Source organism: Micromonospora sp. CNZ286, assembly GCF_014207755.1.
The window spans coordinates 3,162,946-3,181,710 of sequence record NZ_JACHIZ010000001.1; the positions used below are offsets into that span (position 1 = coordinate 3,162,946).

Below are 18,765 nucleotides of genomic sequence, written 5' to 3' on the forward strand. Positions count from 1 at the left end.
CTCGAACTACGATTGATTATTCACGAAGCGCAGTTCGTGCGTCAAGGGGGAGCCGGCCGTCGATAGGGTGACCGGATGGACGAAGACGCACGACGCCGGCACTCGTCGTCATTCGGCGCGGCGGCCACCGCGTACGCCGAACACCGCCCGGACTATGCGCACGCCGCCCTGCGATGGGCCCTCGAACCCGCACCCGGCGTGCGGGTGCTCGACCTCGGCGCGGGCACCGGCAAGCTCACCGCCACCCTGGCCGAGGTGAGCGACGACGTCACGGCCGTGGAGCCGGACCCGGCGATGCTCGCCGAACTCCGCCGCACACTGCCGGACGTACGTGCGCTCGCCGGCAGCGCCGAGGCGATCCCCCTGCCGGACTCCTCCGTCGACGCCGTCGTTGCCGGCAACGCCATGCACTGGTTCGACATGGCCGTGGCCGGGCCGGAGATCGCCCGGGTCCTCGCGCCCGGCGGAGTCCTGGCCGGACTGTGGAACGTCGTGGACGACCGGGTCGACTGGGTCGCGGGGCTCGCGGCGGTCAGCGGAAGCGCCGCCATCGGCCCCCGGGACACGCCCGCGAGCTGGCGCGCCGCGACGGCGACCATGCACCTGCCGAAGACGGGCGAGGCCCGGTTCGGCTCGCCCGAGCAGGCGGAGTTCCCGCACGGGCAGCGCCGTACCGCCGACTCGCTCGTGGCGACGCTCGCCACCCGGGCCGGGATGCTGGTCATGCCGGAACGGGAACGTACGGAGACGCTCGACCGCATCCGCGCCTACCTGGCGAGCCGGCCGGAGACGGCCGACGGGGAGTTCACGCTCCCGATGCTCACCTGCGTACTGCGGGTGTGGCGCAGGTGAACGGCGCGGATGTCCGGTCCGCCGCCGCCGCGATGACCGCCGTGCTGCGGCCCGCCGTCGACCGCGACTGGACGGTACGCGCGCGCGACCTGGACTGGTCCTGCTGGACCACCGCCGCGCACGTCGCGCACGACCTGGTCGCGTACGCCGGTCAGGTGTCCGGCCGGCCCGACGGCGGCTACCTCCCGTTCGACCTGCGGGTACGCGCCGACGCCGCGCCCGCCGAGGTGCTCACTGTCGCGGCGGCCGCGGCCGGGATGCTCGCCGCCACCATCGACGCGGCGAGCCCGGACGACCGGGCGTGGCACTTCGGCCCCTGCGATCCGGGCGGGTTCGCCGCGATGGGCGTGGCCGAGATCCTGCTGCACACGCACGACCTGACCCGAGGGCTCGGCCTGGACTGGTCGCCACCTGCCGAGTCGTGTGCCCGCGTGGTGCGCCGGTTGTTCCCCGACGCGCCGGGCGGCGACCCGGTGCCGGTGCTGCTGTGGCTGACCGGCCGCGCGCCGCTCGGCGACCGGCCGCGGCGTACCGCGTGGACCTGGCAGGCGGCGCTTCCCTGAGCGCTCTCAGCGACGCCACCAGCGCCAGCGACGGCGCGGGCGGGCCGAGGCCGCACGCTGCGGCTCCGGTGCCGTGACGCCCGGCGCGGCGCGTTCCCGATCGGCGCGCCAGCGGCGCACCGCCTCGTCGACGTTCACCGGGCGGACCACCACGCGTGGCCCGGTCGGGGTACGCAGCCAGGCCACCACCTCGGTGTTGAGCGCCGCCACGTACGACCGGACGGCCTCCTCGGTGGGCAGGTCGCGCAGCTCGGCCGGGAGCTGTTCGATGCGGCGGCGCAACTGGAGCGGGGTGGGCAGCAGCAGGTCGGACGGGATCTGCTCGCGCTCCATGAAGCTGCGGATCCACCAGCCCTCGTCGTAGGGCATGTCACGCCCCGGGATGGGCTTGCCGGCGCCCGGCAGGTTGTCGAACTCGCCGCGCTCCTGGGCCGAGCGGATCTGCGCCTCGACCGCGGCCTCCCAGTCTGTCGTCACCGCCGTCACCTCCCGTACCCACGGTATCCGCCGCCGTCCGACAAGGGTCAGCGTCGCGCGGGGCCGGGCTGTTCCCGGGCGCCGGGCAGGACTGCGGCGTAGCGTGCCCCCGGGGAAAGGGGTGACGGCGTGCGCGACTGGCTCATCGGACTCGCGGTGGCGGCGGCCTGCCTGATTGTGAGCTGGGCGGTCCTGGTACTGCTGGCCCGGCGCCTGCCGCCGGGGATCCTGCGCGATCTGGCCGCGTTCGTGCCCGACTGCGTGACAGCGGTACGACGGCTTCGCCGCGATCCGCGGGTGCCCCGCCGTGCCCGCGTCGCGATCGTGGTCGCCGGAATCTGGGTGGCCAGCCCGATCGACCTGATCCCGGAGTTCCTGCCGGTGATCGGCCCGCTGGACGACATCGTGGTGGTGGCGCTCGCGTTGCGCTACGCCGCCCGGCAGGTGCCCCGGCAGGTGCTGCTCGACGCGTGGCCGGGCGAGCCGCGGCTGCTGCTGCGCCTGCTCGGCCCGTGAGAGCAGCGGCGGGCCGGTGTCAGGGCAGGTGGCGGACGTGCCGGTGGCCGTCCCGGGGGAACGGCGGGCGGGCCGGCAGCACCTCGGCGAAGACGTACCCGCTCTTCTCCGCCACCCGGCAGGAGGCCGGGTTGTCGACCTGGTGCAGCAGCTCCAGGCGGGTCAGGCCGGTGGCGGCGAACCGGGCGAACGCCCACGCGGTGACCGCCTCCACCGCGCGTGGCGCGACGCCCCGGCCGCGTGCCGGCGCCGCCGTCCAGTAGCCGATCTCGGCGGACGGGCGTCCCGGGCGGACATCCTTGAGCACCACGCAGGCCGCCACCCGGTTCTCCTCCAGCACCGCGAACATGAACCGGTGCCCTGCGGCCCAGCCCTGGTGGCTGCGACGCAGGAACACCTGCGCCTGCGCCGGACCGGTCACCGGATGCCTGGTCCAGGCGCGCAGCACCGGATCCCGGTACGCCTCGATCAGCGCGCCGGCGTCGCCGTCGCGCCACGGGCGCAGCAGCAGGGCGGGTGCGGTCGGGGTGGCCGGCGCGGACAGCACGATCGACATGCGGCAAGTATCACCGCCCTCGACCCGATCACGTGACCCGCGCAACAACCCGCCAGCGCCCCACGGGCACCCGCGGACGGCGGCAACCGGCGTAGGGTCCGGTTCACGGTCGGCAACGGGGAGGCGACGTGGTCACTGTCGGCGCGGTCCTGGGAATCGCCCTTGTGGCGCTCGGTCTGGTGCTCACGCCCGGGCCGAACATGGTCTACCTGGTGTCCCGGTCGGTGACGCAGGGGCGGCGGGCCGGGCTGGTGTCGCTGCTCGGCGTGGCCGTCGGCTTCCTGGTCTACCTGGCCGCCGCAGTGGCCGGTATCGCCACCGTGTTCGTGCTGGTCCCGCCGCTGTACACGGCGGTGAAGCTGGCCGGCGCGGCGTACCTGCTGTGGCTGGCCTGGCGGACGCTGCGCCCCGGTGGCGCGTCGGCGTTCACCCCGGCGCCGCTGCCGCCGGACCGGCCCCGGCGCCTGTTCACCATGGGCCTGGTCACCAACCTGCTCAACCCGAAGATCGCCATCCTGTACGTGTCGCTGCTGCCGCAGTTCGTCGACCCGGCGCGCGGGCACGTGGCGGTGCAGAGTCTGCTGCTCGGCCTGACCCAGATCGTCGTGGCGCTGACCGTGAACGCGCTCATCGTGCTGAGCGCCGGTTCGGTGTCGGCGTTCCTCACTCGCAGGCCGGGCTGGGCGCGCGTGCAGCGGTGGGTGATGGGCACGGTGCTGGCGGCGCTCGCGGTGCGGATCGCCGCCGACCGCTCCCGCGCCGCCGTCGCCACCCCCTGACCCGGGTACGCACCTCAGCGCCCGAGGACGTCCCACCACCAGAGCCGCGTCACGGGGTCTCCTCGCGTACCACCGCCACGCCGCCCGGTGCCACCGTCAACTCGCCGTCGACAGCCGCGCCGGTGAGCAGTTCGAACCCGGCAGCCAGCACCCGCTGCGGCCGGTCGGTGTGGTTGAGCAGGTAGAGCAGGCCGTCGTGGCGGCGTACCGCCTCCACACCCTCGAGCGCGCCGGGGCAGGCCGGGGCCACACCGGCGAGCCGGGCCGCCTCGGTGAGCAGACCGCGGTACGTGTCGTCGTCGGGGCGGGTGGAGACGTACCAGGCGTACGCGTCGCCGACCCGGTTCCGGGTGATCGCGGGACGGCCCGCCGGCACTCCCCCGGCGTACGCGCTGACCGTCTCCGCGCCGGCCGGGTGCACCGTCTCGGACCAGATCCGGCCGGTCCCGCCGGCGGTCAGCGGCACGTGTTCGTCGTCGGCGAGGGGGTGGAACTCCTCCACCCGCACGCCGAGCAGATCCCGGTACGCGCCCGGGTAGCCGCCGAGGCGTACCCGGGCGTGCTCGTCGGCGACGCCGCTGAGCCAGGTCACCAGCAGATGCCCGCCGCCGTGGACGTGCCGGCGTACCCAGTCGACTGTGGCGTCGGAGGCGAGGTAGAGGGCGGGGAGCACGAGCAGCCGGGCGCCGTCGAGCGGAGCGCCGGGCGGCACCACGTCGGCGGTGACGCCCGCGTGCCACAGCGCCCGGTGCACGGCGGCCGCCTCGCCGGGGTGGTCGAGTCCGTCGCGGGGCATTCCCGGGTGCCGCAGCGCCCAGCCGCTCGCCGCGTCGTACGCGATGGCCACCGCCGCCTGGACGCGGCCCGGCGCGGTCCCGGCGAGCCGGCCCAGCGCGGCGCCCAGGTCGGCGGCCTCGCGGAACACGCGGGTGTCCGGCCCGGCGTGCGAGACGACTGCGGAGTGGAAGCGTTCCGCGCCGCCGGCCGGGGCACGCCACTGGAAGAACATCACCCCGGCGGAGCCGCGCGCGACGTGGGCGAGGCTGTGCCGGATCATCCGGCCGGGTTCCTTGGTGTGCATGCGCCCGGCGGTGTGGATCTGGTTGGGCGCGCTCTCCATCAGCAGCCACGGCACCGGCCGTCCGGCGCCGTGGCGGGCCCAGCCGCGGGCCAGGTCGGCGGCGAACGCGGTCTGCTCCTCCGCGCCCAGGTCGGTGGCGGACGGGTAGTGGTCGATCGCGACCAGGTCGACCTCGCGCGCCCAGCGGGCGTGGTCGACCGGCACCCAGTCGCCGAGCACGTAGTTGGTGGTGACAGGCACCGCCGGGTTCGCCGCGCGCAGCAGGTCCCGTTGCTCGGTGTACGCGGACAGCAACGTGTCGGACCAGAAGCGACGGAAGTCGAGCAGCTGGCCGGGGTTGGCGAGGTACTGGGTGGCGCGGGGGGTGCCGACCTGCGCCCAGTCGGAGTAGTGCTGGCTCCAGAAGCTGGTGACCCAGGCGTCGTTCAGCGCGTCGAGGTCGCCGTACCGGGTGGTGAGCCAGTGGCGGAACGCCGTCTCGGCGTGCGGGCAGTGGCAGGTGGTGCCGTACTCGTTGTGCACGTGCCACAGCGCGAGCGCCGGGTGGTGTGCGTAGCGGGCGGCGAGCACCTCGGCGATGCCGCGGGCGGCGTCCCGGTACGCGGGCGCGGCGGCGCAGTAGGTGTCCCGGCTGCCGTGGTGCAGGCGTACGCCGTCGGCGGTGAGCGGCAGGGCGTCCGGGTGGCGCAGCGAGAACCAGGGTGGCGGCGACGCGGTGGGGGTGGCCAGGGCGGCCCGGATGCCGGCCGAGTGCAGCAGGTCCAGCACGTCGTCGAGCCAGTCGAGTGTGTAGCGGCCGGGTTCGGGTTCCAGCCGGGACCAGGCGAACACGCCGACGGTGACCAGGTTGACCCCGGCGGCGTGCATCAGGGCGACGTCCTCGCGCCACACGTCGGGCGGCCACTGTTCCGGGTTCCAGTCGCCGCCGTAGCAGAGCCGGCCGTCGTCCCACAGCGCTTTAGTTGGCATCCCGGCCAAAATAGGAACAGGTGAGACGGAAAGTCAATGCCGTCGATCATTGACAGTTAGTTGGGCTTCCAAAGAAACTGGCGGGACCGCCCGTGGACGCCGCGAGGAGACGCCCATGCCGTACCGCCCGCCGCTGGTCCCGTACGAGACGTTCGTGGCCGACCCGCCCGACCTGCCGGTCCGCGCCCCCGGCGAGGAGGGCGCCGACGACGTGCTGCGGGCCGAGGTCGCCGCGATCGACGCGCACGGGGTCACGCTCACCGCGATCTGCGCGTCCGGCCGCACGCTCGCCGCGCGCGTCGAGGCCGCCGGGGAAGGGATCATCCGGGTACGCCTCGCCGACGACCTCTCGGTCCGCAGCCGGTCCGCACGGGCACTGACGCTGGTCCACCCGCAGCCGCACCCGGCCACGGTGACTGTCACCGACGGGCGCGTCCGGGTGGGTGCCGGTGGCGTGGTCGCCGAGGTGCGCCTGGACCCGTGGGGGATGCGCTTCCTCACCCCCGACGGTCGGCTGCTGCTGGCCGCCGACGGCGGCACCCGGGACATCAGCGGTCGCCGCCGCACGCTGCCGCTCGGACGCTCCACTGTCGACGGCGAACCGATGGCCTGGCACGAGAGCTTCGTCGCACCCGGCGACGAACGGTTCGTCGGCTTCGGCGAGAAGTTCACGCCGCTGGACAAGCGCGGCCAGCGACCGCTGATGTGGAACTTCGACGCCTTCGGCGGCGAGTCCGACCGCTCGCACAAGAACGTGCCGTTCTACCTGTCCGACCGCGGCTACGGCGTCCTCGTCGACAGCGGACTGCCGGTGCAGTTCGACGTGTGCGCGAGCACCCACAGCAGCGTGCAGATCCTCGTCCCGGACGACCTGCTCGACTACTACGTGCTGGCCGGGCCCACCCCGGAGCGGGTGCTCGACCGGCTCGACACGCTGACCGGACGGCCGTACCTGCCGCCGAGATGGGCGTTCGGCGCCTGGATCTCGTCGGGCTTCTTCCCGGACAGCCAGCAGCGCGTGCTGGAACGGGCCCGGCGCATCCGCGAGCGGGACATCCCCTGCGACGTGCTGCACCTCGACTGCTACTGGCAGGTCGCCGGGCACTGGTCGGACCTGCGCTGGGACGCCGACGCCTTCCCCGACCCGGACGGCATGCTCAAGGACCTCACCGAGCAGGGCTTCCGGGTGTGCCTGTGGATGAACCCGTACCTGATGACCGGCAGCCCGCTCTACGCCGGGGCCGAGGCCGCCGGGTACTTCCTGCGCCGCCCCGACGGCGGCACGTACGTCGCCGACACCTGGCACGGCAGCTACCCAGAATGCGCCATCGTGGACCTCACGAACCCCGCGGCGGTGCGCTGGTTCCAGGGTCTGCTGCGGCCGCTGCTGGCGCAGGGCGTCGCGGCGTTCAAGACCGACTTCGCCGAGGGCGTGCCTGCGGACGCGGTGGCACACAACGGCATGACCGGCGTGGAACTGCACAACGTGTACGCGCTGCTGTTCAACGACGCGGTCGCCGACGTCACCGAGGAGGTCGCAGGGCACCGTACGGTGTGGGCGCGCTCGTCGTACCTGGGCGGGCAGCGGCACAGCGCCCAGTGGAGCGGCGACGTCAACGCCACCTGGCCCGGCATGGCCAGCACGCTGCGCGGCGGCCTGTCCCACGGGCTGTCCGGGGTGCCGTTCTGGAGCCACGACACCGGCGGTTTCCACGGCACTCCCGAGCCGGACCTGTACGTGCGCTGGACCCAGTTCGGCGCACTGTCCCCGCTGGTACGGCTGCACGGCACCACCAGCCGCCTGCCGTGGGAGTTCCCGCCCGAGGCGGAACGGCACGCGGTGGACGCGCTGCGGCTGCGCTACCGGCTGCTGCCGTACCTCTGGTCGGCGGCGGTGGCGAGCGCCCGCACCGGCGGCCCGATGCTGCGGGCGCTGCTCGTCGACACCCCGGACGACCCGGCCGCCTGGACCGCCGACCTCCAGTACCGCCTCGGCCCCGACCTGCTGGTGGCGCCGGTGCTCGACCCGTCCGGCGAGCGTGCCGTCTACCTGCCGGCGGGCGACGACTGGCTCGACGCGTACACGGGGCAGCGGCACCCCGGCAGCCGGCACCTGCGGGTGAGCGTGCCGCTCGATCGGCTGCCGCTGTACGTGCGGCACGGCGCGCTGATCCCCACGGTGGCGGCCGCGGCGACGGTCGGGGCGAGCGCGTTCCGGGACGTCACGCTGGTGGCCTGGGGCGGCGTGGACGGCGTGAGCGTGGTGCACGACCCCGACGGCGACACCACGATCACCGCCGTGCGCGACGGGGACACGCTGCGTGTACGCGTGGACGGGCCGCTGGACGTACGGCGGGTCAGCGTGGTCGGTGAGGATCCGCCGCGCCGGGTGGTGCTCGACGGCGAGCCGGTCCCGGTGACGCCGTTCGCGCCGTGGTTCGGCGGCGGAGACCGGCCGGCCGGAATCTCGCCCATTTAGTTTAAGCTGTAGCCGAACTCGGGCCGGGCGCAGGAGGCGGGCAGTACGTGATCAGCATCGACCGGCCGACGGCCGACCTCGGCGACGTGCGGGTGACCAACCGGGCCGCCGTGCTCCGGCACGTCCGCCGGCATGCCCCCTGCTCCCGGGCCCACGTGGCCGCGCACACCGGGCTGAACAAGGCCACCGTCTCCAGCCTGGTCGCCGAGCTGATCGAGCACGGCCTGCTGCGGGAGACCGGGCTGACCGAGAACCGGGTGGGCCGCCCGGCCACCATGCTCGTGCTCGACGGCTCCCGCTACGTCGGGCTCGGCCTGCGCGTCGGCGCGGACGAACTGGTGGCGGTCGCCGCCGGACCGGGCGGCGACCCGGTGCTCACCTGGCGACGGGCGTTCCCCGCCGCCACCGCCGGTCCCGAGGAGACGGTGAAGGCGCTCGCCGCGCTGGTCCGGCGCGCCGTCACCCGGATCGGCGCCGACCGCACCGTGCTCGGCCTGACCGTGGCCGTACCAGGGCTGGTCGACCCCGACGGCGACGTGCCGGCCGCCCCCGCGCTGGGCTGGCGCGGCGTGCCGCTTGCGGCGTCGGTGCGCCGCGCGCTGCGCGACCCGGGTTTCCCCGTCGCCGTCGACACCGAGGCCAACCTCGCCGTGCTGGCCGAGCGGCGGCACGGCCCGTACGCCGCCACCACCGATCTGGTGCACCTCACCGGCGGCCCGGCGATCGGCGCGGGCCTGATCAGCGGCGGCCGGCTGCTGCGCGGCGGCCGGGGCTTCGCCGGGGACGTCGGGCACCTGCCGCTGGCCGCTGACGGCCCGGCCTGCGACTGCGGGCGGCGCGGCTGCCTCACCGCGCTGCTCGGCGTGGACGCGGTGATCCGCCGGCTGCTACCAGACGCCGGGCCGGTCACCGACCACCTGCCGGAGATCGAACGGATCCAGGCCCTGGCCCGCGCCGGGGACGAGCCGGTACGGACCGGGCTCACCGAGATGGGCCGGCTGCTCGGGCAGGCCGTGTCGGTGCTGTCCGGGCTACTCGACCCGGAGGTGGTGGTGGTCGGCGGTCACCTGGCGGCGCTCGCGCCGTGGCTGCTGCCGGCCGCCCACGCCGAACTCGCCGCCCGCACACCGGTCCCACCCGGCGTGCGGCTGGAGGCCAGCACGCTCGGGTCCGCGGCCGGCGCGCTGGGCGGGGCCACCGCCGCAATGGCCACAGTGGAGGCGGGACGCCTGCCCGCCGGATGACCCCTTGACCGCACCCGCCGGAAGGTGTCAACCTCGGTAGCGCCGCGTTCCGGGACCGGGCAACCTGCGAAGCGGCGTGTTTTTCGGCGGTTGTCGAAGCGCTTCACCACCGCTCCGGGCCGACACCGCCGACCCCCACCACCACCCCTTTTCGCGTACGCGCCGCCGCATCACCGGCTCGTTAGTCGAAGCGCTTCGACGAACGAGCGGCAGCACGTACGCCGACCGGAGGCGCCCACCATGACCGACCCCGTCCCCCACCGTCTCGACGACCTGCTGGCCCGGCTCACGCTGCCGGAGAAGCTCGGCCTGCTGCACCAGTGGCAGGCGCCGGTGCCCCGGCTCGGCCTGCGCGCGTTCCGCACCGGCACCGAGGCGCTGCACGGCGTCGCGTGGCTCGGCACCGCCACCGTCTTCCCGCAGGCGATCGGCCTGGCCGCGAGCTGGAACCCGGACCTGATCCGGGCGGTCGGGGCCGCCGTCGGCGACGAGGTGCGGGTCAAGCACCGGGCCGACCCGGACCGCGTCGGCCTCAACGTGTGGGCGCCGGTGGTCAACCCGCTGCGCGACCCCCGGTGGGGGCGCAACGAGGAGGGCTGGTCCGAGGACCCGTGGCTGACCGGCCGGCTCGCCACCGCGTACGCGCTGGGGCTGCGCGGCGACCACCCGATCCGGCTGCGGACCGCGCCGACGCTCAAGCACTTCCTCGGCTACAACAACGAGACCGACCGGGCCACCACCTCCAGCGACCTGCCGCCCCGGGTGCTGCACGAGTACGAGCTGCCCGCGTTCCGCGCTCCCCTGGCCGCGGGCGCGGCGGTGGCGGTGATGGCGTCGTACAACCTGGTCGACGGCGTACCGGCGCACCTGAGCCCGCTCATCGAGGGTGAGCTGCGCGGCTACGCCGACGACGAGATCATGGTGGTGGGTGACGCCGGTGCGGTCGGCAACATCGCCGGCGTGCAGGAGTACCTGCCCGACCACGTGGCAGGCTTCGCCGCCGCGCTGCGTGCCGGCATCGACAGCTTCACCGAGGACGACGAGGACACCGCCCCCACAGTGGAGCGCCTCACCGAGGCGCTGGCGCGCGGACTGATCGAGCCCTCCCACGTGGACCGGGCGGTACGGCGGATCCTGTCCGTCCGGTCGCGGCTGGGCGACCTGGCCCCGGACCCCCACGACGACGTGCCGCCGGACACGCTCGACAGCCTCGCCCACCGGGAACTCGCCCGCGAGGCCGCCCGCCAGTCGGTGGTGCTGCTGCGCAACGACGGCCTGCTGCCGCTGCGCCCCGGCACCCGGGTCGCGGTGCTCGGCCCGCTCGCCGACACCGTACTCACCGACTGGTACAGCGGCACCCCGCCGTACACGATCAGCCCGTACGCCGGGCTGCTCGGACGGCTGCCCGAGGTGACCACCCACCCCGGCACCGACCGGATCACCCTGCACGTCGGCGACCGCGCGGTACGCCACGACGACGGCCCGCTGGCGCTCGGCGACACAGCGGCCGAGTTCGACGTGGTCGACTGGGGGCAGGACGTGGTGGCGCTGCGCGCCGTGGACACCGGCCGGTACGTCGGCGCCGACGACACCGGCGCCCTCGTCGCCGACCGCGACGGACCGGGCGGCTGGGTGGTACGCGAGACGTTCCGCCTGCACCACCGGCCCGACGGCACCGCGCTGCTGCACCACCTGGCCACCGGGCGGCACGTCGGCGTCGCACCGGACGGACGGTTGAGCGTCGCCACCGGCGACCCGGCCGTGTTCACCGTGACGCTGCTCGTGGACGGGGCCGCCGCTGCCGCCGCGCTGGCCGCCGAAGCCGACGTGGCGGTGGTGGTGCTCGGCAACCACCCGATGGTCAACGGCCGGGAGACCGAGGACCGGGCCGACCTGGCGCTGCCCACCGGCCAGGCCGAGTTGCTGCGGGCCGTACACGCCGCGAACCCGCGGACCGTGCTGGCGCTGACGAGCAGCTACCCGTACGCGGTGGGCTGGGCACAGGAGCACGTGCCGGCGGTGCTGTGGAGTGCCCACGGTGGACAGGAGCACGGCAACGGGCTGGCGGACGTGCTGCTCGGCGCCGCCGACCCGGGCGGGCGGCTCACCCAGACCTGGTACGCCGACGCTGCCGAACTGCCCGACCTGCTCGACTACGACGTCATCGGCGCCGACGCCACGTACCTGTACCACCGGGGTGAGCCGCTGTACCCGTTCGGGCACGGGCTCAGCTACGCCACGTTCGACTACGCTGACCTCCGGTTGAGCACCACCACGGCGCGCGCCGGCGAGGAGGTGGAGGTGAGCGTCGAGGTCACCAACACGGGCCGCCGCCCGGGCACCGAGGTCGTGCAGCTCTACACCCGGCAGCGGCGCTCCCGGGTCAAGCAGCCGCTGCGGCAGTTGCGCGACTTCGCCCGCGTCACGCTCGACCCGGGCTGCGCCGCCCGGGTGACGCTGCGGCTGCGTACCGCCGATCTGGCCTGGTGGGACGAGACCCGCGCCGCGATGGTGGTGGAGGACGCCGTCCACTCGGTGCTGGTCGGCCGGTCCGCGCGGGACATCCGGCTCGCCGGCGCGCTGACAGTGACCGGCGGCGACGCCACCGCCGAGCCGGCGGGCTCACGAGTGGGGGCGGTCCGGTGAGCGGGCGGACCCCGGGTGAGCAGGTCACCATCGCCGACGTGGCCCGGCACGCCGGAGTGGCCGCCAGCACCGTGTCGTACGTGCTCAGCGGCAAACGCACCATCTCGGCCACCACCCGGGGACGGGTGCTCGCCAGCGTCCGCGCGCTCGGCTACCACCCGCACGCCGGGGCCCGCGCGCTGGCCAGCCGCAAGGCCAACGTGATCGCGCTGGTGCTGCCGCTGCGTACCGGCATGCAGGTGCCAGTGGTGATGCGGTTCGCCACCGCCGTGGTCACCACCGCCCGCCGCTACGACCACGACGTGCTGCTGGTCACCGCCGACGAGGGACCGGCCGGGCTGCACCGCATCGCCGGCAGCGCGCTCGTCGACGGCGTGCTGCTGATGGACGTGGAGCTGGAGGACTCCCGGGTGCCGCTGCTGCGGGAACTCGCGCTGCCGGGTGTCCTGATCGGGCACCCCGCCGACAGCACCGGGCTGGCCTGCGTGGACCTCGACTTCCGGCGCGCCGGTGAGCTGTGCGTGGAACACCTGGCCGCCGCCGGGCACCGGCGGATCGCGCTGCTCGGCGCCCCCGCCGCGGTCTACGACCGGGGCACCGGGTTCGCCCACCGCACCCGCGCCGGGGTACGCGCCGCGGCCGAGCGGCTCGGCGTCGACGCGGTGACCCGGCCCTGCGAGGAGGGACCGGCCGCGGTACGCCGGGACCTGGAGGCGCTGCTCGCCGACCACCCGGACGTCACCGGGCTGGTCGTGCAGAACGAGTCGGCGGTCGGGCCGGTGCTCGCCACGCTGCCGCTGCTGGGCCGCCGGGTGCCCCGCGACGTGTCGGTGGTCGCGATCTGCCCGGACGAGCTGGCCGAGCAGTCAGGGCTCACCTGCGTACCGGTGCCCGCCGAGGAGGTCGGACGGCAGGCGGTGGCGTTGCTGATGCGGCGCCTGAACGGCGAGCCGGTGCCGGAGGTGACGCTGCTGGAACCGCACCTCACCGTGCGGGACACCAGCGCCGGCCGGTGACGGCGCACCGCATCCACGACACCGCACCGGCCGACGACTGGACGGACGCGTTCCTCACCGGCAACGGCGAGCTGGGACTCATGGTCCACGGGCGGCCGCACGCGGAACGGATCGTGGTGAACCACCACCGGCTCGTCCTGCCGAACGGCACCCGGGACGCCCGCGCGCCCGAGCTGGCCGGCCGGATGCCGCACATCCGCGCGCTGGTGCTCGCCGGACGCCGGGCCGAGGCCGCCCGGTTACTCACCGGCGGCCGGGAACTGGAGTGGACCCAGTCGTTCCACCCCGGGTACGCGCTCACAGTCGACGCCGCGCCCGGACCGGTACGCGACTACCGGCGCGACACCGACTTCACCACCGGGGAGGTGACTGTCGAGTGGTCGGGCGGGCGGCGGCGCTGCTTCGCCTCCCGCGCCGACGGTGTCGCGGTGCTCCACCTCGACCAGGGCGACTGCGTGGTCGGGGCGACGGGTGAGCTGCCCGGCAAGCCGGCCGACGTGGTGTACGAGCACGCCGCGTACCGCAGCGACGGGCTGGTGTTCCTGCGGGTCCGCGCCCGCTATCCGGACGCCGGCGGCGCGTACGGGTTCGAAGGGCTGACGTTGCTGCGCGGCGACGTGACCGTCGACGGCGACCGGGTGCGGGTACGCGGACCGGCGCTGCTCACCACGCTCGTCGACCGGCCCGGCGCGCCGCCGTGGCGTACCCGGGTGTCGGAGGGGCGGCTCGCCGCGCTGACCGGCGACTACGACACGCTGCTGGCGCGGCACGTGCCGCGCCATCTCGGCCCGTACACCCGGGTCGGCCTGGACCTCGGCGTGCCCGCCGCCGATCGGGCGCTACCAGTCGGTGAGCTGCTGGCCCGGCAGGCCGCCGCGCCGGACCGGCTGGACCCGGCGCTGCTGGAACGGCTGTTCCACGCCGGCCGGTACCTGCTGTTCAGCGCCAGCGGGGTGCTGCCGCCCCGGCTGACCGGGCTGTGGCTGGGCTCCTGGGACGCCGCGTGGGCCGGTGACTTCACCACCGACGCGAACCTGAACCTGCAACTGGCGGGCGCGAACGTGGGCGCGCTGCCGGAGGTGACAGCCGCGCACGCCCGGCTGGTCGCCGCGCAGGTGGACCACTGGCGCGCCAACGCCCACGCGGTGTACGGGGCGCGCGGGCTGCTGGCACCCAGCCGCACCGACGGCGAGCACGGGCACCTGTTCCACGTCCACCCCGACTGGCCGTTCACCGCGTGGCTGGCCGGCGCGGACTGGCTGCTGCACCCGCTGCACGAACACCACCTGGTCACCGGTGAGCCGCTGGGCGAGGTGGCCGGCTGGCTGGCCGAGGTGGCGGACTTCTTCGCCGACGTGCTGACCGTCGTGGACGGGCGGCCGGCGCTGGTGCCGTCGTACTCGCCGGAGACCGGCCCGTACGACGACACCGGCCGGGTCGCGCCGGTCGCGGTCAACGCCACCATGGACGTCGCCGCCGCCCGGCACGCGCTGCGGCTGGCCGCCGAGGTGACCGGCACGGACCGGTGGGCCGGGGTGCGGCCGCCCGGCTACCTGGTGGACGGGCGCGGCGCGCTGGCCGAGTGGGCGTGGCCGGGCAGCACCGGCGACGAGGACCACAGGCACGTCAGCCACCTGTATCCGGTGTGGCCGCTGCACGAGATCGACCCGGACGACACCCCGGAACTGGCCGCCGCCGCGCACCGGGCGCTGACGCTGCGCGGCGACGAGAACCGGTCCGCGCACGGCAGCCTGCACCGGGCGCTGGCGGCGGCCCGGCTGCGCGACGGCGAACTGGTCGCGGCGAACCTGCGCAAGATCCTCGGCGCGGACATGTTCTTCCGGTCGCTGATGAGCGCGCACAACCCGGGCCGGACCACGTACAACGCCGACGCCGCGCACGCGCTCCCGGCGGTGCTGATCGAGTCGCTGGTGCAGTCGCGCCCGGGAACGCTGCGGCTGCTGCCCGCGCCGCTACCGGGCCTGTCCTCGGGCACGCTGCGCGGCATCACCTGCCGGGGCCGGGTCACGGTCGAGGAGCTGACCTGGGCACCGGGCCGGGTCCGGGCGCGGCTGGTGTCGCCGGTGGCGCAACGCGTAGTAGTGCACGCGCCCGGCGGCCACCGTGCGGTGGCGCTGGCCCCGGACCGGCCGTACGAGGTGGCGTTCGGCTAGAGATTGTCGGGCTGGTGCAGCGCCGGGTGGCTCTGTCCCGGCGCTGCGAACCAGGGCGGGGCGTCCTCGGTCAGCGCGGTGCCGATCCGCAGCCGCGCCCAGTCGTCCAGGTCGGGCAGCGCGTCCGGCGCGAACCAGGCCACCGCCAGCGACTCGTCGCCGTCGGCCGCCGGTGCCCCGCCGACCGCCCGGCAGCGGAACCAGATGTTCAGGTATTCGCAGGCGTCGCCGTTGGGGTAGACCACCGGGTGGGTGGCGACACCGGCGAGTCGGTCGATCGCCACCTTCACGCCCGTCTCCTCGTGGACCTCCCGCACCAGCGCGTCGGCGGGCTGCTCGCCCGGGTCGACGGTGCCCGCCGGGACCGACCAGCGGCCGTTGTCGCCCCGGCGGGCCAGCAGCACCCGTCCCGCGTCGTCGGTGACCACGCCGCTGACGCCGTACAGCATGAGCAGGTCGTGGCCGACGTGGCGGCGCAGCCGGGCGATGTAGGGCGAGACGGCCATGGCGAGCAGGCTACCGGCGGCCCTGCCGGTGCCGCCGGACCATGCCCTCGGCCAGCGCCGCACCGTCCAGGTCACCGGCGGCCAGCCTTGTGGCGACGGTACGGCGCACCATCCGGTCGGCCAGCGCCGGAGCGTGCCGGGCCAGCGCCAGTTCGATCCGGCCGCGCCGGGTGGTGGCGACGTCCCGTGGCGCGCGCCGGGCGGTCGCGGCGCGCAGGATCGCGGCCACCACCCCCTCGACCGGCTCCGGGCGGGACACCCCGCTCAGCGACAGCCCGGCCGCCACGGTGCTGTCGTGGATCGGGGAGGCGACCATGCTCGGGTAGACGACGCTGACGCCCACGTGGGTGCCGACTTCGTGGCGCAGCGCGTCGGCGTACGCGACGAGCGCCCGCTTGCTGACCCCGTACGCGGCGGCCAGCGGCAGCGGCAGCACCGCCATCCGGCTGGCCACGAAGATCACCCGGCCGCGGGCCGCCTCCAGGGCCGGCATCGCGGCGGCGGTGGTGCGCCAGGCGGCGAGCAGGTTCACCTCGATCTGGCGGCGTACCACCTCGTCGGGCGGCAGCTCGGCGGGCGCGGGCCCGCCCACACCGGCGTTGTTGACGAGCAGGTCCAGTCCGCCGAGCCGGTCGATCGCGGCGGCCACCGCCGGTGGCGTCGCGGCCGGGTCGGTCAGGTCGACGCCGAGCACCGGCGGTGTGACGTCGGGGTCGGCGTGCAGGTCCAGCCCGACCACGTGAGCGCCGGCGGCGGTGAGCGCCGCGCCCAGGTGCTGCCCGAACGTGCCCCGGGCGCCGGTGACGAGCACCCGCCGTCCGGCCAGCACGCTGCCACGGCCCGGCGCGTTCACTCCGGTCCGCTCACGGCCTGCCGCGCTCATCGGGCCGCTCCGGCGCGGCGCCGGCCGGCGGCCAGTTCGCGGCCCAGTTCGGCCAGGTAGACGTCGAAGTCCACGCGCATGTGCGGGCGGCGCTGCCCCCACCGGGCGGTGGCGGCGCGCAACTCGTCGCGGCAGGCGGCGGCCTGCCGGGCCGGATCCGGTGGCGTCCAGGTGCCGGCCAGGCGCGCGGCCACCAGCCGGGCCTGCGCCTCGACCAGGGGGAACGCCGCGCCGGTGGACTGCATGAGCCCGACGAACGCCAGACCGGGGGCGTCCAGGTGGAACACGTGCCGGTACAGCGGCAGCCGGTCGGCGCCGTCGCCGAGCAGCGCCGGGTCGAGGAACGGCACCTCCACCCGGTAGCCGGTGCACCAGACGACCAGGTCGATCTCGTCGTGGCGGCCGTCGGTGAACTCGACCCGGTCGCCGTCGAAGCGGGCGATGCCGGGCCGGGCCTGGATGTCGCCGTGGGTGAGCCGGGACAGCAGCGCGTCGGACAGCGTCGGGTGGTCCTGGAGGAAGCCGTGCGCCGGTGCGGGCAGCCCGTACCGGGTGAGCGGGCCGACCGCAGTGGTGATCATGGTCTGGCTGATCCGCTGCCGCAGCCGCCACGGCAGCCGCCGGGCCAGCGCGCCGTTGAGCGTGTCCGACGGGCGGCCGAGCAGGTACTTGGGCACCACCCACACGCCGCGGCGCAGCGACAGCAGCGTGCGTTCGGCGGCGTACGAGGCGTCGACGGCGATGTCCATGGCCGAGTTGCCGCCACCGACCACGAGGACCCGTCGCCCGGCGAGCTGTTCCGGGCCGCGGTAGTCATGGCTGTGCATCTGCTCGGCGGCGCACTCGCCCGGGTACGGCTCGGGTCGCTTCGGCACCCGGTTGTGCCCGTTGGCGACCACCACCGCCTCGACGTCGACCTCGACCGGGCCGTCCGGGCCGGTGGCCCGCACCCGCCAGCCGTCGCCGGTGCGGGTGACCTGCTCGACGGTGTGCCGCAGCCGTACCGCCTCGCGCAGCCCGAACCGGTCGGCGTAGTCGCCGAGGTAGCCGGCGACGCGGGCGTGGTCGGGGTAGTCGGGCCAGTCGGCGGGCATCGGATGGTCGGCGAACTCGGTGCGCCCCTTGCTGGTGTTCAGGTGCAGCGTCCGGTACGCGGGCGAGCCGGGGGCGCCGTACACCCAGAGGCCGCCGAGCGTGTCCGCCGCCTCGAACGCCACCGCCGGGACACCGGCGTCGGCGAGCGCCTTGAGCGTGGCCAGCCCGGCGGCTCCGGCGCCGACGACAGCGACCCTGGGTGTGGCCATACCCGCCTCCTTAATCCAACGACTGATGGATAATCCCCGGAGCGCGGGCCGGCGTCAAGGGCGGGTGTCTCCCGGGCCGCCGGCATACAGGGCGTCGAGGAACCGGTGCACGAACGCCCGGAACTCCCGGCGCTCCCGCGCCCCCGAGCCGGTCCCGGCGGCGAGCGCCACCACGTGCCCGTGCACCGCCCAGACCAGGGAACGCACCGTCACGTGCGGGGTCGGCTCGGTCAGCGCGCCGGCCCCGGACGCCGCCACCAGCAGCTCCTCGACCAGCCCGTACAGCGGGGCGGCGTAGCGGCGGTCCAGCTCGCCGTGCCGCTGCGGCTCCAGCCAGCGGCGCAGCCACAGCGCGGTCGTCTCCGGCCGGTCCTCCAGGAAGTCGACGAACACGTCCACCAGGTCGTGCAGCGCCCGCAGCGCGTCCTGCGGGCCCGCTGCCAGCGCCGCCCGGGCGCGTTCCCCTGCTGCCTCGATCACCTCCCGCTCGGCGCTGAACACCCGGGCGAAGCAGGCCTCGTAGAGCTGCGCCTTGGTGCCGGTGTGGTGCACGACGGTGGCCGCGTCCACCCCCGCCGCGGCGGCGACGTCGCGGACGCTCACCGCGTCGAAGCCCCGCTCAGCGAACAACGCGGTGGCTGCGGCGAGCACCAGGTCACGGGTCGGCCGCTGGTCGTCGCGGCGGGGCCGGCCCGGACGGCGGCGAGGCATGGTCATCCG

Annotated in this window: 16 protein-coding genes; 9 read left to right on the forward strand and 7 right to left on the reverse strand. The window is 75.2% G+C overall.

Going from position 1 to position 18,765, the window contains the following annotated elements:
* Positions 1-75 precede the first annotated feature (75 nt).
* Together FHX31_RS14330 and FHX31_RS14335 are read left to right on the forward strand one after the other, a co-directional pair.
* Entirely contained in the window at positions 76-852 is a 777-nt protein-coding gene (locus tag FHX31_RS14330) for a class I SAM-dependent methyltransferase (protein ID WP_013476810.1), read from the forward strand.
* Complete coding sequence (locus FHX31_RS14335) at positions 849-1,415, forward strand: maleylpyruvate isomerase N-terminal domain-containing protein (protein ID WP_013476811.1); 567 nt, start codon at positions 849-851, stop codon at positions 1,413-1,415. The genes FHX31_RS14330 and FHX31_RS14335 overlap by 4 nt, the downstream gene beginning before the upstream one ends.
* Positions 1,416-1,421: 6 nt before the next feature.
* Here the strand turns inward: FHX31_RS14335 and FHX31_RS14340 are convergent, their stop codons facing one another.
* The gene (locus FHX31_RS14340) at positions 1,422-1,892 is read right to left on the reverse strand and encodes a DnaJ family domain-containing protein (protein ID WP_013286306.1); all 471 of its coding nucleotides are present in this window, start codon (positions 1,890-1,892) and stop codon (positions 1,422-1,424) included.
* Positions 1,893-2,021: 129 nt separating this feature from the next.
* On the opposite strand from FHX31_RS14340, the gene FHX31_RS14345 reads away from it, so the two are divergent.
* Positions 2,022-2,408, forward strand: a complete 387-nt coding sequence (locus FHX31_RS14345; protein ID WP_013286305.1) for a YkvA family protein — start codon at positions 2,022-2,024, stop codon at positions 2,406-2,408.
* Positions 2,409-2,427: 19 nt separating this feature from the next.
* On the opposite strand, the gene FHX31_RS14350 is transcribed toward FHX31_RS14345, so the two are convergent.
* Positions 2,428-2,964: a GNAT family N-acetyltransferase gene (locus FHX31_RS14350; RefSeq protein WP_013476813.1), complete on the reverse strand. Its 537-nt coding sequence runs from the start codon at positions 2,962-2,964 to the stop codon at positions 2,428-2,430.
* A gap of 128 nt (positions 2,965-3,092) precedes the next feature.
* Here FHX31_RS14350 and FHX31_RS14355 point away from each other — a divergent pair, with 128 nt between their 5' ends.
* Complete coding sequence (locus FHX31_RS14355; RefSeq protein WP_013286303.1) at positions 3,093-3,743, forward strand: LysE family translocator; 651 nt, start codon at positions 3,093-3,095, stop codon at positions 3,741-3,743.
* A 49-nt stretch (positions 3,744-3,792) separates the two neighbouring features.
* Here the strand turns inward: FHX31_RS14355 and FHX31_RS14360 are convergent, their stop codons facing one another.
* A complete protein-coding gene (locus FHX31_RS14360; RefSeq protein ID WP_184976435.1) occupies positions 3,793-5,793 on the reverse strand; it encodes a beta-galactosidase in 2,001 nt (666 codons plus the stop codon).
* 115 nt (positions 5,794-5,908) lie between these two features.
* On the opposite strand from FHX31_RS14360, the gene FHX31_RS14365 reads away from it, so the two are divergent.
* The 5 genes from FHX31_RS14365 (at position 5,909) to FHX31_RS14385 (ending at position 15,352) form a co-directional block, all read left to right on the forward strand.
* On the forward strand, positions 5,909-8,272 hold the full coding sequence (locus tag FHX31_RS14365) for a TIM-barrel domain-containing protein (RefSeq protein ID WP_184976437.1): 2,364 nt from the start codon (positions 5,909-5,911) through the stop codon (positions 8,270-8,272).
* A gap of 47 nt (positions 8,273-8,319) precedes the next feature.
* Positions 8,320-9,516 carry an ROK family transcriptional regulator gene (locus FHX31_RS14370; protein WP_184976439.1) on the forward strand — a complete coding sequence of 399 codons (1,197 nt, stop codon included), beginning with the start codon at positions 8,320-8,322 and terminating at the stop codon, positions 9,514-9,516.
* A gap of 240 nt (positions 9,517-9,756) precedes the next feature.
* Positions 9,757-12,162, forward strand: coding sequence for a beta-glucosidase family protein (locus tag FHX31_RS14375; RefSeq protein WP_184976441.1), 2,406 nt, complete (start codon positions 9,757-9,759; stop codon positions 12,160-12,162).
* Positions 12,159-13,178 (forward strand): LacI family DNA-binding transcriptional regulator, encoded by a 1,020-nt coding sequence (locus FHX31_RS14380; RefSeq protein WP_013286298.1) that lies wholly within the window; start codon positions 12,159-12,161, stop codon positions 13,176-13,178. The genes FHX31_RS14375 and FHX31_RS14380 overlap by 4 nt, the downstream gene beginning before the upstream one ends.
* Positions 13,175-15,352 carry a glycoside hydrolase family 95 protein gene (locus FHX31_RS14385; RefSeq protein ID WP_184976443.1) on the forward strand — a complete coding sequence of 726 codons (2,178 nt, stop codon included), beginning with the start codon at positions 13,175-13,177 and terminating at the stop codon, positions 15,350-15,352. Before FHX31_RS14380 ends, FHX31_RS14385 begins: the two co-directional genes overlap by 4 nt.
* Here the strand turns inward: FHX31_RS14385 and FHX31_RS14390 are convergent.
* Genes FHX31_RS14390 through FHX31_RS14405 form a run of 4 tightly spaced genes read right to left on the reverse strand, consistent with a single transcriptional unit; the run spans position 15,349 to position 18,762 of the window.
* Entirely contained in the window at positions 15,349-15,858 is a 510-nt protein-coding gene (locus FHX31_RS14390; protein ID WP_184976445.1) for an NUDIX hydrolase, read from the reverse strand. The genes FHX31_RS14385 and FHX31_RS14390 overlap by 4 nt on opposite strands.
* Before the next feature lie 10 nt (positions 15,859-15,868).
* Positions 15,869-16,741, reverse strand: a complete 873-nt coding sequence (locus tag FHX31_RS14395) for an SDR family NAD(P)-dependent oxidoreductase (protein WP_184976447.1) — start codon at positions 16,739-16,741, stop codon at positions 15,869-15,871.
* Complete coding sequence (locus FHX31_RS14400; RefSeq protein WP_184976449.1) at positions 16,738-18,045, reverse strand: NAD(P)-binding domain-containing protein; 1,308 nt, start codon at positions 18,043-18,045, stop codon at positions 16,738-16,740. Before FHX31_RS14400 ends, FHX31_RS14395 begins: the two co-directional genes overlap by 4 nt.
* Before the next feature lie 54 nt (positions 18,046-18,099).
* The gene (locus FHX31_RS14405) at positions 18,100-18,762 is read right to left on the reverse strand and encodes a TetR/AcrR family transcriptional regulator (protein WP_236619294.1); all 663 of its coding nucleotides are present in this window, start codon (positions 18,760-18,762) and stop codon (positions 18,100-18,102) included.
* Between the last annotated feature and the right edge of the window lie 3 nt (positions 18,763-18,765).

Bases quoted from the DNA above. Each gene is read 5' to 3' on its own strand.
- FHX31_RS14360 (WP_184976435.1), bottom strand. From the start codon at position 5,793: ATGCCAACTAAAGCGCTGTGGGACGACGGCCGGCTCTGCTACGGCGGC.
- FHX31_RS14395 (WP_184976447.1), bottom strand. From the start codon at position 16,741: ATGAGCGCGGCAGGCCGTGAGCGGACCGGAGTGAACGCGCCGGGCCGT.
- FHX31_RS14375 (WP_184976441.1), top strand. From the start codon at position 9,757: ATGACCGACCCCGTCCCCCACCGTCTCGACGACCTGCTGGCCCGGCTC.
- FHX31_RS14365 (WP_184976437.1), top strand. From the start codon at position 5,909: ATGCCGTACCGCCCGCCGCTGGTCCCGTACGAGACGTTCGTGGCCGAC.
- FHX31_RS14330 (WP_013476810.1), top strand. From the start codon at position 76: ATGGACGAAGACGCACGACGCCGGCACTCGTCGTCATTCGGCGCGGCG.
- FHX31_RS14405 (WP_236619294.1), bottom strand. From the start codon at position 18,762: ATGACCATGCCTCGCCGCCGTCCGGGCCGGCCCCGCCGCGACGACCAG.
- FHX31_RS14400 (WP_184976449.1), bottom strand. From the start codon at position 18,045: ATGGCCACACCCAGGGTCGCTGTCGTCGGCGCCGGAGCCGCCGGGCTG.
- FHX31_RS14390 (WP_184976445.1), bottom strand. From the start codon at position 15,858: ATGGCCGTCTCGCCCTACATCGCCCGGCTGCGCCGCCACGTCGGCCAC.
- FHX31_RS14350 (WP_013476813.1), bottom strand. From the start codon at position 2,964: ATGTCGATCGTGCTGTCCGCGCCGGCCACCCCGACCGCACCCGCCCTG.